The following is a 13,180-nucleotide window of genomic DNA, read 5'->3' on the forward strand; positions in this document are numbered from 1 at the left end:
GCATGGCCGCATTCTGCGGCACGCCTGGCGGAGGAGAGAAGAGGAGGTGGCAAGCCGATGATGCAGGCGGAATTTGGAGGAAATTGGGAGGAATTCCGGCCGGGCTTCTCCATCTTTCCTCCCAGATGGGGCCGCAGCATAGGGCCATGAATCCGGAACCGAGCCTTGCGCTGCTGGGTGCGATCACCTTGTTCCTGGGCCTCGTAGCCCCGGCATGGTGGCTGCTGGTCCGCTGGGCCGAGGGCCGCGCGACGCGGCCGTCCGGCGCACGGCCCGCCGGCCCCACCGAGCACGAGCAAGAACAATGACCCACCACGACACATCCTCCATCGGCCGCCGCGGCCTGCTGGCCACCCTGGGCGCCGCCACGCTGGCTGCCGCCTCCACGCGTCCCGCGGAGGCCGCCGCGCCAAGGCTGCCGCTGACCGCGCAGACCACCGAGGGCCCCTACTACCTCGACGTGGCGCAGGTCCGCCGCGACATCACCGAAGGGCTCCAGGGCGTGCCGCTGGACGTGCGCTTCAACGTGTGCGATGCGGCGGGCAAGCCGCTGCCCGGGCTGCGCGTGGACATCTGGCATTGCGACGCGCAGGGCCGCTACTCGGGCTTCCCGGCGCAGGGCGACGACCGCTCGGGCGCCTTCGACGGCAAGACCTTCCTGCGCGGCAGCCAGTTCACCGGCCGCGACGGCACCGCCGCCTTCGCCACCGTCTATCCGGGCTGGTACGCGGGGCGCACCACCCACATCCACATGAAGGTGTTCAAAGGAACCCGCGCCGTGCTCACCTCGCAGTTCTTCCTGGCCGACGCGCTCAGCGAGTTTCTCTACACGCAGGTCCCGCTCTACCAGCGATCCCGCGTGCGCGACACGCTCAACAGCGTCGATGGCATCGCCCTGAGGGCCGGTGACACGGTGCTAGGCGCGGTGCGCGAGGAGCGCCAGCGCTATGTGGCCACGCTCGCGCTGGTGGTCGACCCCGCCGCCGAACCGGTGGTGGATCGCCCGCCCCGCCCGGGCGCCATGCCGCCACCGCAAGGCGCGCAAGGCACGCCCGGGATGCCGGCCATGGGCGTCGGTGGAAGGCCCGTGCACCCCCGCGCACTGGAAGGCGCCGCGCGCATCAAGGCGCTGGTGCCGCCTCGCACCACGGGCTGAGCCCGGCGTTCATTGACGTCGAGCGCTTCCTCCACCAGCAGGATGCGACCCAAGGCTTCGGCCACCGGCTTCAGAAAGACGTTCCGATCTGGAACTGGAAGCGCTGCGTGCGGTCGGCCGCGATGTTGTTGGCCGTGTCTTCCTTCTGGTAGAGCAGCGGCACCGCATACGCCAGCCGCAGCGGCCCCAGCGGCGAGATCCAGCTGATGCCGATGCCGGCCGACGCGCGCAGGCGGTTCTGCGCCTTCCACTGCGCGTCCGTCATGCTGGCGGTGCGGTCGGCGAACACGTTGCCCGCGTCGAAGAAGCTGTAGAGGCGCAGCGTCTTGTCGTTGCCCGCGCCCGGGAAGGGCGTGCTGAACTCCATGTTGAAGATCGCCTTGCGCGTGCCGCCCAGTGCGCCGTCGGTCACCGAGTCTTTCGGGCCGAGCGAGTTCTGCTCGAAGCCGCGGATCGAGCCCAGGCCGCCGGCATAGAAGTTCTTGAAGATCGGGTAGGTGCTGTCGCCCAGCGCGCGCGCATAGCCGAGCTGCCCGTTGACGGCCAGCGTGTACTGCTTCGACAGCGGGAAGTACTGCTGGTACTGGTAGTTGGTCTTCAGGTAGCGCAGCTCGCTGCCCACGCCCACTTCGAGGTTGGCGCTTTGCAGCTTGCCGCGCGTGGGCACCAGCGCGCTGTCGCGGTCGTCGCGCGACCAGCCCAGCGTGGCCGGAATGCCCACAACGCTCGACTTCGCGCAGGTCACGCTCGGCGCGGTGCCGGTGCACTTGAAGTAGTCGAGGTAGGCCTGCGGCGTGGCGGTGTACACGTAGGAGCCGTCGACCAGCGCATAGGTGCCGTTGGTGCCGGGCGTGAACGAATAGCGCTCCACGCCGATGCCCAGGTACACCGTGTCCTGCTCGCCCACCGGCAAGCCGAAGCGCACCGAGCCGCCGTCGCTGGCGAGCTTGTAGTTGCCGTCGGCCTCGTAGTAGGGCCGCGTGGTGGTGTGGAACACGTTCAGCGTGCGCGAGATGCCGTCCTTGGTGAAGTACGGGTCGGTGGCCGTGAGCGAGATGGTGCGGTTGTACGAACTGGTGTTCACGTTCAGCCCCAGGTAGTTGCCGCTGCCGAACACGTTCTCCTGCGTGATGCCGAAGCTCAGCGACACCTTGTCCGTCGACGAGTAGCCAGCGCCCAGCTGCAGCGAGCCGGTCGGCTTCTCCGTCACGTTCACGACCAGGTCGACCTGGTCGGGCGAGCCGGGCACGTCGACGGTGTCGATGGTCACGTCGGTGAAGAAGCCCAGGCGGTCGATGCGGTCGCGCGAGGCGCGGATCTTGTTGCCGTCGTACCAGGCGCCTTCGTATTGGCGGAACTCGCGGCGGATCACCTCGTCGCGCGTCCTGGCATTGCCGCCGATATTGATGCGCCGCACGTAGGCGCGACGCGAGGCTTCCGCCTTCAGCACGATGCTGACGCGGTTGTTCGCCCGGTCGATCTCCGGCTCCGCCTTCACGCGCGCGAAGGCATGGCCGAAGGTGCCGAAGTAGTCGGTGAAGGCCTTGGTGGTGGCGGCCACGTCGTCGCCGTTGTAGGGCTGGCCGGGACGGATGGTGACCAGCGTCCTGAACTCGTCGTCGCGGCCCATGTAGTCGCCCGAGAGCTTCACGCCGGCCACCGCGAACTTCTCGCCCTCGGTGATGTTGATGGTCAGCGCGATGGTCTTGCGGTCCGGCGATATGGCCACCTGCGTCGAGTCGATGCGGAACTCCAGGTAGCCGCGCGTGAGGTAGTAGGAGCGCAGCGTTTCCATGTCTCCGTTGAACTTGGTGCGCGAGTACTGGTTCGACTTCGTGTACCACTCGAGCCAGCCGCCGGTGTCCTGGTCGAACAGGTCGAGCAGCGTGCTTTCGCTGAAAGCCTTGTTGCCCACCACGTGCACTTCCTTGATGCGCGCGGGCTCGCCTTCGGTCACGGTGAAGGTCAGGTTCACGCGGTTGTTCTCCAGCGGCGTGACGGTGGTGATCACCTGCGCGTTGTAGAGGCTGCGGCTGATGTACTGCCGCTTGAGTTCCTGCTCGGCGCGATCGGCCAGTGCCTTGTCGAAGGCCTGCCCCTCGGCCAGGCCGATCTCGCGCAGCGCCTTCTGCAGCGCGGCCTTGTCGAACTCCTTGGCGCCGACGAAGTCGACGTCGGCGACGGTGGGGCGCTCCTCGACGATCACCACCAGCACGTTGCCGTTCACGTCGATGCGCACGTCCTTGAACAGGCCGAGCTTGAACAGCTCGCGGATGGCGTTGGCGCCGCGCTCGTCGCTGTAGGTGTCGCCGGTGCGCAGTCCCATGGTGGCGAACACGGTGCCGGGTTCAACGCGCTGCAGGCCTTCGAGGCGGATGTCCCTGACGGTGAACGGATCGGTGGCCCATGCGGGGAGGGCCGCCAGCGAGGCAAGCAGAACGGCGGCCGTTGCGAGTGACTTCGGTAAGTGCATCGCCGCATGGTCTGCGTCAATGTCGTAGAAATTTGGGACTCCCCGCGTCCACCGGGGTTGTGCCGTTTCCCGGCGCTACTGCAGTCTCTCGCGGCAGTTCTGCTCGTGGTCCTCGAGCGAAAGCGATCCCTGTATTTCCAGCAGGCGCTCCACCGTGCGGTCGATGCCCTGCGCGTCCAGCAGGCGGTAGGTGCGCGCGGTGCGCCCGTTGTTGCGCACCAGGCGCGCGATGTAGGGCAGGTCCTGCTGCGTGATGACCGCGGCGGGCATCACGCCTTCCAGCTCGATGCCCTCGCAGGGCAGCAGCACGAAGTACTGCAGGCGCAGGTCGTCGGACAGCAGGCTGCGCAGCTGCGTGGTCTTGCGCCCGCCCTGCCATGCGGGGTCTTTCACTTCACGCGCGTTCTTGCAGCCGTTCACCTGAAGAAACCAGCGCGGCGGCGACTGGTCCGACTTCTTGCGGTAGACGAAGGCATTGCGCCAGGCCTTGATCTCGAACAGGTAGACGCCGGTCTCGCACACCACCACGGCGTCGATGCGCGCGGTGCGCACCGCGTGGCCCTCGGGCATGGGTATGACGAGGTTGCGAAGAATGCGCAGGTGCGAGAAGGCGGGGCTGAATGCGTTGGCGAGCTGTTGCACGCCCAGCGACGATGCGATGGTGCTTTGCAAGGCAATGGTCATGGATGGGGCTCCTTCGGCCCCGGAGCATTGCGCGGCTTTTGGGAGACTTTTCGTACGAGGTGTTTCGGCCGGTCGCCGCATGCGGTGTGCACGCAAACAACAGTTCGCGCAAAGACGAGGCATTCACAAGATTCCTCCGAATTTGAACGAGACCATGCGTGCCTGCCGCTCGATGTAGAGCGGTTGAAACCGGAGAACCTGAATGAAGAAATCCCTCACGGCATTCGCTGCCCTGGCCGTCTGCGGCCTGGCCTCTGCCCAATCGTCCGTCACGCTGTTCGGTGTCGTCGACGCCGGCGTGACCTACCAGTCGAACACCGCGCGCGACACCGTCACGGGCCTGTCGAACAAGCAAAGCAAGTGGAGCCTGGGCAACTCCGGCTACAACTCCAGCCGCATCGGCTTTCGCGGCACCGAAGACCTCGGCGGCGGCCTGGCCGCGAGCTTCTGGCTCGAAGCGCCCATCACCAACGACGACGGCGCCACCGGCGTGTCCACCTTCAACCGCCGCTCCACCGTGAGCCTGTCGGGTGGCTTCGGCGAGCTGCGCCTGGGCCGCGACTACACGCCCACCTTCTGGAACGACACCGTCTTCGATCCGTTCGGCACCAACGGCTCGGGCACCAACGTGATCAGCACCGTCAGCGGCAACACCACCATCAACAACGCCAACTACGTGCGCGCCAGCAACTCGGTGGGCTACTTCCTGCCGCCGAACCTGGGCGGCTTCTACGGCCAGCTGCAGTACAGCTTTGCCGAGAACACCAGCACCAGCGCCACCAGCACCACGGCCGCGACCAGCAGCAGCGCCGGGCGCTACGTGGGCGGGCGTTTCGGCTATGCCAACGGTCCGCTGGACATCGCACTGGGCGTGGGCCGCAGCACCGCCGTGGACACCGCCGCGCTGGAGCGCAGCGTGCAGACCATCAACCTGGGCGCTTCGTACGACTTCGGTCCGGTAAAGCTGTTCGGCGAGCTGTCGAACGTGAAGAACAAGTTCGACTACTCGGCCGCGGCCGACACGCACGACAGCTACAACGGCTACCTGATCGGCGCGACCGTTCCGGTGGGCGCCGGCCTGATCCGCGTGGCGTACTCGCAGGTTCGCTACAACGAAGGCGCCGCGGGCGTCACGGGCGAGGACCCGCTGGCCCGCAAGCTCGCGGTCGGCTACGTGCACAACCTCTCCAAGCGCACGGCGCTGTACGCGACGGTGGCACGCGTGAACAACCGCAACGACGTGAACTACACCGGCAGCCTGGTGTCGGCCAGCACCACGGGCTACGGCAGCACCGGCGTGGGCTTCTCGGGCCTGCCGCGTTCGTCGACCGGCTACGACTTCGGCATTCGCCACGCGTTCTGACGCGCGGCGCGCACTGTGCGGGGAAAGAGGGCGCATGCCCTCTTTCTTCGTTGCCCGTTCGTCTATCCACAGCAACGAGTTTTCAATGAACCGACTCCGACTCCTCGTGGGCGCCCTGGCGGGCGCAAGCCTTGCGGGCTGCATCGTGCTGCCCCCGCCGCCCATGCCCTACCACCGGCCGCCGCCGCAGTTCGGTCCCCGCATGCCGCCGCCGGGCTGGCAGGCCTGCGAAGCGCCGCGCGGCGGCCCCGGCAACGAATGCGCACGCGGTGCCGAGGCACCGCCCGAGGGAGCCCGCCGATGACCGGCGGACTGCAGACCGGCCATCTCGGCACCATCATCGCCGGCGTGATTCTGCTGGGCCTGGGCGGCGTGCTCTGCATGATGGGCTCGCTGTTCGTCGCCAACATGCGGCAGGGCGCGAGGGCGCGCGAGCGCGCGGCGCAGTCCATGCAGGACATGCGGCAGCGGCTGGGCGCCAGCCGCGTGCAAGACCTGCGGCCGCTGCTCGACGCGGCCTCGGGCCAAACGGCTCGCGAGACCATCCGCGTGGACATCCAGCTGCCGCGGGAGGCAGTGCCCGTGCTCGCGATCGGCTCGGAGCTCGGCGAGCTGTTCGCGAAGGTCACGGCCTATGCGGCCAGCGTGATGCGCGCCGACGCGACGCTGCAGGTGTGCGCGCATGCGGACGGCAAGCATGCCGTGATCCACTGGCGCGACCTCGATGCCGCCGATGCGAGGCCGCCTCTTGCGCGGTTCTTCGACCGCACCCATGCGGCGATCGTCAGGGCCAGCGCCGATGCCTGCGAACGCATTGCCAGCCACCACGGCGGGCGCATCTATTCGGCACCGCACGCAAGCGGCGTGCTGGGGCTCACGCTGCGCCTGCCGCTCCTGCAGCCGCGGGCATAGCGACCCAACATGGACAAATGGTAATGAAGCGGCGGCGCGTTCTCTGGTTGAATCGCGGCTAGGATCGTTCCGGCGGCGCCCGGATGGACGGTGGGCCGGCCGACTCCATCGCCATGAGCACCAGAACGCAGTCACTCCCCGCTCTCCTTCCTTCGCCGGCCCACTCCGCTGCCTCGCACGATGGCGCGGCGCCCAAGTGCTAGGCGCCACCGCCATGTGGCGCTGCCTCATCGTCGAGGACGACGCCGACAACGCCCGCTACATCGCCGAGGGCTTCCGCTCGCTCGGCCACGTGGCCGTCATCAGCCGCGACGGCACCGACGCGCTCGCGCGCGCGACCGGTGAGTCGTGGGACCTGGTGATCCTCGACCGCATGCTGCCCAACGAGGTCGACGGGTTGTCGATTCTTTCGACGATGCGCGCACTGGGCAAGAAGACGCCGGTGCTGGTGCTCAGCGCACTGAGCGCGCTCGACGAGCGCGTGCGCGGCCTCAAGGCCGGCGGCGACGACTACCTTGCCAAGCCCTTCGCCTTCTCGGAACTCTCGGCGCGGGCCGAAGCGCTGGTGCGGCGCTCGCGCACCGGGCCCGAGATCCGCATGCTGCAGGTTGCCGACCTGACGCTCGACCTCGCGCGGCGCCACGTGGAGCGCGCGGGCCGGCCCATCGCGCTGCAGCCGCGCGAGTTCAGGCTGCTGGCCTACCTGATGATGCATCCGGGCCAGGTGGTCACGCGCACCATGCTGCTCGAGGCCGTGTGGGACTACCAGTTCGATCCGCAGACCAATGTGATCGACGTGCAGGTGAGCCGGCTGCGCGGCAAGCTCGATGTGGGCGGCGCGCCGACGCTGATCCACACCGTGCGCGGCGTGGGCTACACGCTGGCACCGCCGCAATGATCCGCACGCTGCGCCAGCTGTGGCGCTCGGTCGGCTTCAGGCTGGCCTTCTATTACGGGCTGCTGGTCGCGATCACCATGCTCGCGGCGCTGGCCATCGTCTACATGCAGACGGTGGGCGTGCTGCAGCAGCGCATGGTGCGCCAGGTGTCGGCCAGCATGCAGCAGCTGATGGTGCGCTACGACGCGCGCGGCGCCGACGGCGTGGCCGGCGAGATCGGCTACGCGCTGGCCGACGGACGCAACTCCGACAACGAGATCTACCTGCTCACCGACCGCGAGGGCCGCAAGCTCGCGGGCAACCTCGACCAGATTCCCTCGCTGGCGCCGGACGCCGGCGACGGCGTGCACCGGCGCGTGGTGCGCTCGGGCCAGGGCGCCATCGGCTACATCGTGATGAAGCACCTGCCCGACGGCGGCCTGCTGGTGGTGGGGCACGACCTGCGCGACCAGGAGTCGATCGAGTCGCTGGTCGCGAGTGCGAGCGCGGCGGCGGGCATCGTGGCGGTGCTGCTGCTGATCGGCGGCACCTTCGTCTTCCGGCAGGAGCTGGAGCGCAGCGTGGGCGCGGTGCGGCGTACCGCGGCGCGCATAGCGGCCGGCGAGCTGCAGGAGCGGGTGGAGCCGTCGGGCGAGGAAGACGAGTTCGCGCTGCTGGAGCACGACATCAACGCGATGCTCGACCGCATCCAGTCGCTGATGGACGGAGTGCGGCATGTGTCCGACACCATCGCGCACAACCTGCGCACGCCGCTCACGCGCGTGCTGGTGCGGCTGCGCGCGGCGGAGCACGGGCTGGGCGCCGACGACCCGCAGCGCGAGGCCGTGGGCACCGCCATCCGCGAACTCGAGGAACTGGCCGTGGTGTTCGAGAAGCTGTTGCAGATCGCCGAGGTGGAGGCGGGCGCGCGGCGGCAGCAGTTCGCGCAGGTGGCGCTGCACGTCATAGCCGACGACGTGGCCGAGCTGTACGAGGCGGTGGCCGAGATGCGCAACATCACGCTGCTGCGCGAGCCGGCCGACATGGCCTTCGCGCTGGGCGACCGCGACCTGCTCGCCGGCGCGGCCGCCAACCTGCTGGACAACGCGCTGAAGTACGCGGGCGACGGCGCCACGGTGCGCATCGGCACGCACACGGTGGACGGCAGGGCGCAGCTGTTCGTGCAGGACAACGGGCCGGGCGTTCCGCCCGCCGAGTTCGAGCGCATCGGCGTGCGCTTTCATCGCCTGGACCGCAGCACGCCCGGGCACGGCCTGGGGCTGGCGAGCGTGCAGGCGGTGGTCGCGCTGCACGGCGGGCGGCTGCAGCTGGGCGACGCCGCGCCGGGCCTGCGCGTGCGCATCGACCTGCCGGTGGCCGGCGACTGACGCGCACGCAGGCTCGGCCGGCTTCCACACATTGCCGAACGGCAATGTTCTGTTCATACACACCGGGCTCCTGAATTCCTAGGATCGGCTGCGCACGTCTTGTGCCGATCAATGCAGTTCCAGGAGACATCAACGGTGAGAATCAAGAGTCAGAGAGACTTCTGCTCGGGCGTACTTTTCAGCGCCTTCGGCGTGGCCTTCGCATGGGGCGCCACGACCTACAACGTCGGCAGCGGCGCCCGCATGGGCCCGGGCTACTTTCCCCTGATCGTGGGCATCCTCATCGCCTTCATGGGCGTGCTGATCACGCTCAAGGCGCTCAGCGTGGAAACCGAAGACGGCGAGCCCGTCGGCCGCATCGCATGGAAGCCGCTGGCCTTCATCATCGGCGCGAACCTGATGTTCGGCGTGCTGCTGGGCGGCCTGCCGAGCATCGGCCTGCCGTCGATGGGGCTCATCGTGGCGATCTACGCACTGACCTTCATCGCCAGCCTGGCGGGCGACAACTTCGGCTGGAAGGGCGTAACCATCCTCGCGACCATTCTCGCGCTGGGCAGCTACCTGGCCTTCGTGGTGGCGCTCAAGCTGCAGTTCCAGGTGTGGCCGACCTTCATCGCAGGCTGATTCACATAGAAGAACAAGACAAGACAAATGGACCTGATTACCAATCTCTCGATCGGCTTCGGCGTCGCCTTCACGGCGCAGAACCTCGTCTATGCCTTCGTGGGCTGCCTGCTGGGCACGCTGATCGGCGTGCTGCCGGGCATCGGCCCCGTGGCAACCATCGCGATGCTGCTGCCCGCCACCTATGCGCTGCCGCCCGTGTCGGCGCTGATCATGCTGGCCGGCATCTACTACGGCGCGCAATACGGCGGCTCCACCACCGCCATCCTGGTGAACCTGCCGGGCGAGTCTTCTTCGGTGGTGACCGTGATCGACGGCTACCAGATGGCGCGAAAGGGCAGGGCCGGGCCTGCGCTCGCGGCCGCGGGGCTGGGCTCGTTCTTCGCGGGCTGCGTGGGCACGCTGATCCTGGCTGCGTTCGCACCGCCGCTGACCGAGCTGGCCTTCAAGTTCGGGCCTGCCGAATATTTCTCGCTGATGATCCTGGGCCTGATCGGCGCCGTGGTGCTGGCCTCCGGCTCGCTGCTCAAGGCCATCACGATGATCCTGCTCGGCCTGGCGCTGGGTTTGGTCGGCACCGACGTGAACTCCGGCGTGGCGCGCTACAGCTTCGACATTCCCGAGCTGACCGACGGCATCGGCTTCATCGCCATCGCCATGGGCGTGTTCGGCTACGGCGAAATCATTGCCAACCTGGCCGTGCCCGAGCATGAGCGCGAAGTGTTCACCGCCAAGGTGAAGGGCCTGTGGCCCACCAAGCAGGACTTCAAGGACATGACGCCCGCCGTGCTGCGCGGCACGGCGCTGGGTTCGGCCCTGGGCATCCTGCCGGGCGGCGGTGCGCTGCTGTCGGCCTTTGCGGCCTACACCATCGAGAAGAAGATCAAGCTCAAGCAGGGCGAGACCGCCTTCGGCAAGGGCAACATCCGCGGCGTGGCCGGCCCCGAATCGGCCAACAACGCCGGTGCACAGACCTCCTTCATCCCGCTGCTGACGCTGGGCATTCCGCCCAACGCGGTGATGGCGCTGATGGTGGGCGCCATGACCATCCACAACATCCAGCCAGGTCCGCAGGTCATGACCAGCAACCCCGAGCTGTTCTGGGGGCTGATCGCCTCGATGTGGATCGGCAACCTGATGCTGATCGTGCTGAACCTGCCGATGATCGGCATCTGGATCAAGCTGCTGACCATTCCCTACAAGTGGCTCTTCCCGTCGATCGTGCTGTTCTGCGCGGTGGGCGTGTACTCGGAGAACAACAACACCTTCGACGTGTGGATGGTGGCGATCTTCGGCATCGTGGGCTACCTTTTCCTCAAGCTCAAGTGCGAGCCCGCGCCGCTGCTGCTGGGCTTCATCCTGGGGCCGATGATGGAAGAGAACCTGCGCCGCGCGCTGCTGCTGTCGCGCGGCGACTGGAGCGTGTTCGTGATGCGGCCGCTGTCGGCAGGCCTGCTGGCCGCCGCCGCGCTGCTGCTGGTGGTGGTGCTGCTGCCTTCGGTGAAGGCCAAGCGCGAAGAAGCCTTCGTCGAGGACTGAAGCACCGAGGCAGCGAGGCAGCGCCCGGTGCGGAACTCCGCGTCATACTCGCGGTCCCACGGTGCCGCTGCCTTCCCCCGATGCCAAACGTGCGATCCACAGCCTCCCTGACCCTTCTGCGGGCGCTCGCCGCGAGCGCCCTTTTCCTCGCCGCCGGCGCCCTGCATGCGCAGGCCCTGCCGCCGGGCGTGCGGCTCGGCATGACGGCCGACGAACTCCAGGCCGCGCTGCCCGCCGCCGAGCGCGTGCAGCGGCCCCAGCGCCTGGGCGGCGGGCTGCTCGGCAGCTGGCGCGGGGAACCCGTGCAGATGGCCGGCCTGCTGTTCGAGCCCACCTTCTTCTTTGCCGCTTCCGAGCTGCGCCGCGTCGAGTACGTGGCGGCGGCGCAAGGCACCCCCGACAGCGGCGCGGCTGCCTTCGCCGCGCTGGTGCAATGGGGCCGCGGCGCATTCGGCAACGAGCTGGCCTCGCGCGACCCGGGCAGCGCCTATGCCGCATGGGTGAGCAACGACACCGACGTCTACGTGCAGCAGGTCAGCGACCCGCGCCGTGCGAGCGTGCGGCTGGTCTACAAGGCGCGGCAGCTGCGCGACGGCAGCGAACTCTGAACGGGCGGCCCGGCCTGCGTCAGGCCGGGCCGCGCCGCTCGAGCTTCTGCAGCGCCACTGCGAGCTCTTCCACATCGACCGGCTTCAACAGGTGGTGGTCGAAGCCGGCCTGCGCAATGCGCAGCCGGTCGTCGGGCTGGCCCCAGCCCGTCAGCGCGATCAGCCCGATGCCATGCAGCCGCGGATGCGCCCGCAGCCGGCGCGCCAGCTCGCAGCCATCCATGCCGGGCATGCCGATGTCCAGGATGCCGACCGACGGATGGAAGTGCTCGGCCTTCGCCAGCGCATCCAGGCCGCTGAACGCCACGGTGGCCTGCGCACCGAGCAGGCCCAGCAGCGCAGCGAGCGACTCGGCCGCGTCGCGGTTGTCGTCCACCACCAGGATGCGGTGCTGCACGGCCATCGTGGCCTGCGAGGCGTCGGCTTTCGCGCCGGTCTGCACACCGTGGTCGAGCAGCGGCAGGGACACCGTGAACTCGCTGCCCCGGTTCGCGCCCTCGCTGCTTGCGGTGACCGTGCCGCCGTGCAGCTCCACCATGCTCTTCACCAGCGTGAGGCCGATCCCCAGGCCGCCCTGCGCGGCGCGCGCGGTGCCGCTCACCTGCACGAACATGTCGAAGATCGCGCCCAGCATGCCGGCTGGAATGCCTGCGCCGGTGTCCTTCACGCGCACCACCGCATGGCCCTGGCCATCGTTCTCGACGAACACGTCGATGCGTCCGCCCTCGGGCGTGTACTTGGCGGCGTTGTTCAGCAGGTTCGCGAACACCTGCGTGAGGCGCACGCTGTCGCCCTTCACGGCCAGCGAGCCATCGGCGACGTGCACTTCGAGCGCATGGCGGCCAGCGTCCATCAGCGGGCGGCTGAGTTCCACCGCGCCGCGTATCACCTGTTCCAGCACCAGCTCGTCGAGCTGCAGCTCGATCTTGCCGCGCGTGATGCGCGATACCTCCATCAGGTCGCTCACCAGCCGCACCATGTGGTCCAGCTGGCGGCCCATGAGGTCGTAGTAGGGCCGGGCGGCTTCCGACGTGAGCGGCTTGCGCTTGAGGATGGCCAGTGCGGTGCTCAGCGGCGCCATGGGGTTGCGCAGCTCGTGCGCCAGGGTGGCCAGGAATTCGGTCTTGCGCCGGTCGGCCTCGTTGAGGTCTTCCAGGATGCGGCGCAGCTCGTACTGCCGCCGCCGTGCACGCAGCGCGCTGCGCAATGCGCTCACCAGCGAGGCCACGCGGATCGGGCGCTCCAGCACGGTGACGTTGGCCATGCCTTCCATGGCGTTGGTGATGGCGCGCGAGTCGGCGCCTTGCCGCGCGAGTATCAGCACCGGCAGGTCGGACCATGGTGGCTGCACCGCCACGGCCGCGGCGAGTTCGGTGGCGCCGCTGCCCGCGAGCATTTCCTCGGAGATCAGCAGCGCGCCGGCGCCGCGTTCCGTCTCGCGCAGCAGCTCCGGGAGATTGGCGCACACGTGTGTTTCTATGCCCGCCTGCTGCAGCACGGCGGTGGCCATCACGGCGTCCTTCGCGGTGGCCGTTCTCATCAGGACGCGCAGCTGC

13 protein-coding genes are annotated in these 13,180 nt (G+C 68.5%); 10 read left to right on the forward strand and 3 right to left on the reverse strand.

Going from position 1 to position 13,180, the window contains the following annotated elements; translation table 11 throughout:
• Positions 1 to 146: 146 nt before the first annotated feature.
• Both QRN67_RS01775 and QRN67_RS01780 read left to right on the forward strand, forming a co-directional pair.
• Positions 147 to 308, forward strand: a complete 162-nt coding sequence (locus QRN67_RS01775) for a hypothetical protein (protein WP_155742487.1) — start codon at positions 147 to 149, stop codon at positions 306 to 308.
• A complete protein-coding gene (locus tag QRN67_RS01780; protein WP_285410068.1) occupies positions 305 to 1,156 on the forward strand; it encodes an intradiol ring-cleavage dioxygenase in 852 nt (283 codons plus the stop codon). Before QRN67_RS01775 ends, QRN67_RS01780 begins: the two co-directional genes overlap by 4 nt.
• Before the next feature lie 70 nt (positions 1,157 to 1,226).
• Here the strand turns inward: QRN67_RS01780 and bamA are convergent, their stop codons facing one another.
• Together bamA and QRN67_RS01790 are read right to left on the reverse strand one after the other, a co-directional pair.
• Entirely contained in the window at positions 1,227 to 3,629 is a 2,403-nt protein-coding gene (gene bamA, locus QRN67_RS01785; RefSeq protein WP_285410069.1) for an outer membrane protein assembly factor BamA, read from the reverse strand.
• Positions 3,630 to 3,704: 75 nt separating this feature from the next.
• Positions 3,705 to 4,313, reverse strand: a complete 609-nt coding sequence (locus tag QRN67_RS01790; RefSeq protein ID WP_285410071.1) for a nuclease-related domain-containing protein — start codon at positions 4,311 to 4,313, stop codon at positions 3,705 to 3,707.
• A 202-nt stretch (positions 4,314 to 4,515) separates the two neighbouring features.
• Between QRN67_RS01790 and QRN67_RS01795 the strand changes: the two genes are divergently transcribed.
• The 8 genes from QRN67_RS01795 (at position 4,516) to QRN67_RS01830 (ending at position 11,624) form a co-directional block, all read left to right on the forward strand.
• A complete protein-coding gene (locus QRN67_RS01795) occupies positions 4,516 to 5,676 on the forward strand; it encodes a porin (RefSeq protein ID WP_106937007.1) in 1,161 nt (386 codons plus the stop codon).
• 85 nt (positions 5,677 to 5,761) lie between these two features.
• Entirely contained in the window at positions 5,762 to 5,980 is a 219-nt protein-coding gene (locus QRN67_RS01800; RefSeq protein ID WP_285410073.1) for a hypothetical protein, read from the forward strand.
• On the forward strand, positions 5,977 to 6,588 hold the full coding sequence (locus tag QRN67_RS01805) for a sensor histidine kinase (RefSeq protein WP_285410074.1): 612 nt from the start codon (positions 5,977 to 5,979) through the stop codon (positions 6,586 to 6,588). The genes QRN67_RS01800 and QRN67_RS01805 overlap by 4 nt, the downstream gene beginning before the upstream one ends.
• 214 nt (positions 6,589 to 6,802) lie before the next feature.
• Positions 6,803 to 7,486: a response regulator transcription factor gene (locus tag QRN67_RS01810; protein ID WP_285410075.1), complete on the forward strand. Its 684-nt coding sequence runs from the start codon at positions 6,803 to 6,805 to the stop codon at positions 7,484 to 7,486.
• On the forward strand, positions 7,483 to 8,853 hold the full coding sequence (locus QRN67_RS01815; protein ID WP_285410077.1) for a sensor histidine kinase: 1,371 nt from the start codon (positions 7,483 to 7,485) through the stop codon (positions 8,851 to 8,853). The genes QRN67_RS01810 and QRN67_RS01815 overlap by 4 nt, the downstream gene beginning before the upstream one ends.
• 135 nt (positions 8,854 to 8,988) lie before the next feature.
• Entirely contained in the window at positions 8,989 to 9,477 is a 489-nt protein-coding gene (locus QRN67_RS01820; protein WP_081267967.1) for a tripartite tricarboxylate transporter TctB family protein, read from the forward strand.
• Positions 9,478 to 9,504: 27 nt separating this feature from the next.
• Positions 9,505 to 11,016, forward strand: a complete 1,512-nt coding sequence (locus tag QRN67_RS01825; RefSeq protein ID WP_081267901.1) for a tripartite tricarboxylate transporter permease — start codon at positions 9,505 to 9,507, stop codon at positions 11,014 to 11,016.
• Between the two features lie 80 nt (positions 11,017 to 11,096).
• Positions 11,097 to 11,624, forward strand: a complete 528-nt coding sequence (locus QRN67_RS01830; RefSeq protein ID WP_285410081.1) for a hypothetical protein — start codon at positions 11,097 to 11,099, stop codon at positions 11,622 to 11,624.
• A gap of 19 nt (positions 11,625 to 11,643) precedes the next feature.
• On the opposite strand, the gene QRN67_RS01835 is transcribed toward QRN67_RS01830, so the two are convergent.
• Complete coding sequence (locus tag QRN67_RS01835; RefSeq protein ID WP_285410084.1) at positions 11,644 to 13,164, reverse strand: hybrid sensor histidine kinase/response regulator; 1,521 nt, start codon at positions 13,162 to 13,164, stop codon at positions 11,644 to 11,646.
• Positions 13,165 to 13,180 lie beyond the last annotated feature (16 nt).

The sequence above is a fragment of the Variovorax sp. efr-133-TYG-130 genome, assembly GCF_030208835.1.
Classification (GTDB): Bacteria; Pseudomonadota; Gammaproteobacteria; order Burkholderiales; family Burkholderiaceae_C; genus Variovorax.

Coding starts and splice junctions, on each gene's coding strand:
- QRN67_RS01775 (WP_155742487.1), top strand. CDS start 147: ATGAATCCGGAACCGAGCCTTGCGCTGCTGGGTGCGATCACCTTGTTC.
- QRN67_RS01780 (WP_285410068.1), top strand. CDS start 305: ATGACCCACCACGACACATCCTCCATCGGCCGCCGCGGCCTGCTGGCC.
- bamA (WP_285410069.1), bottom strand. CDS start 3,629: ATGCACTTACCGAAGTCACTCGCAACGGCCGCCGTTCTGCTTGCCTCG.
- QRN67_RS01790 (WP_285410071.1), bottom strand. CDS start 4,313: ATGACCATTGCCTTGCAAAGCACCATCGCATCGTCGCTGGGCGTGCAA.
- QRN67_RS01795 (WP_106937007.1), top strand. CDS start 4,516: ATGAAGAAATCCCTCACGGCATTCGCTGCCCTGGCCGTCTGCGGCCTG.
- QRN67_RS01800 (WP_285410073.1), top strand. CDS start 5,762: ATGAACCGACTCCGACTCCTCGTGGGCGCCCTGGCGGGCGCAAGCCTT.
- QRN67_RS01805 (WP_285410074.1), top strand. CDS start 5,977: ATGACCGGCGGACTGCAGACCGGCCATCTCGGCACCATCATCGCCGGC.
- QRN67_RS01810 (WP_285410075.1), top strand. CDS start 6,803: ATGTGGCGCTGCCTCATCGTCGAGGACGACGCCGACAACGCCCGCTAC.
- QRN67_RS01815 (WP_285410077.1), top strand. CDS start 7,483: ATGATCCGCACGCTGCGCCAGCTGTGGCGCTCGGTCGGCTTCAGGCTG.
- QRN67_RS01825 (WP_081267901.1), top strand. CDS start 9,505: ATGGACCTGATTACCAATCTCTCGATCGGCTTCGGCGTCGCCTTCACG.
- QRN67_RS01830 (WP_285410081.1), top strand. CDS start 11,097: ATGCCAAACGTGCGATCCACAGCCTCCCTGACCCTTCTGCGGGCGCTC.
- QRN67_RS01835 (WP_285410084.1), bottom strand. CDS start 13,164: ATGAGAACGGCCACCGCGAAGGACGCCGTGATGGCCACCGCCGTGCTG.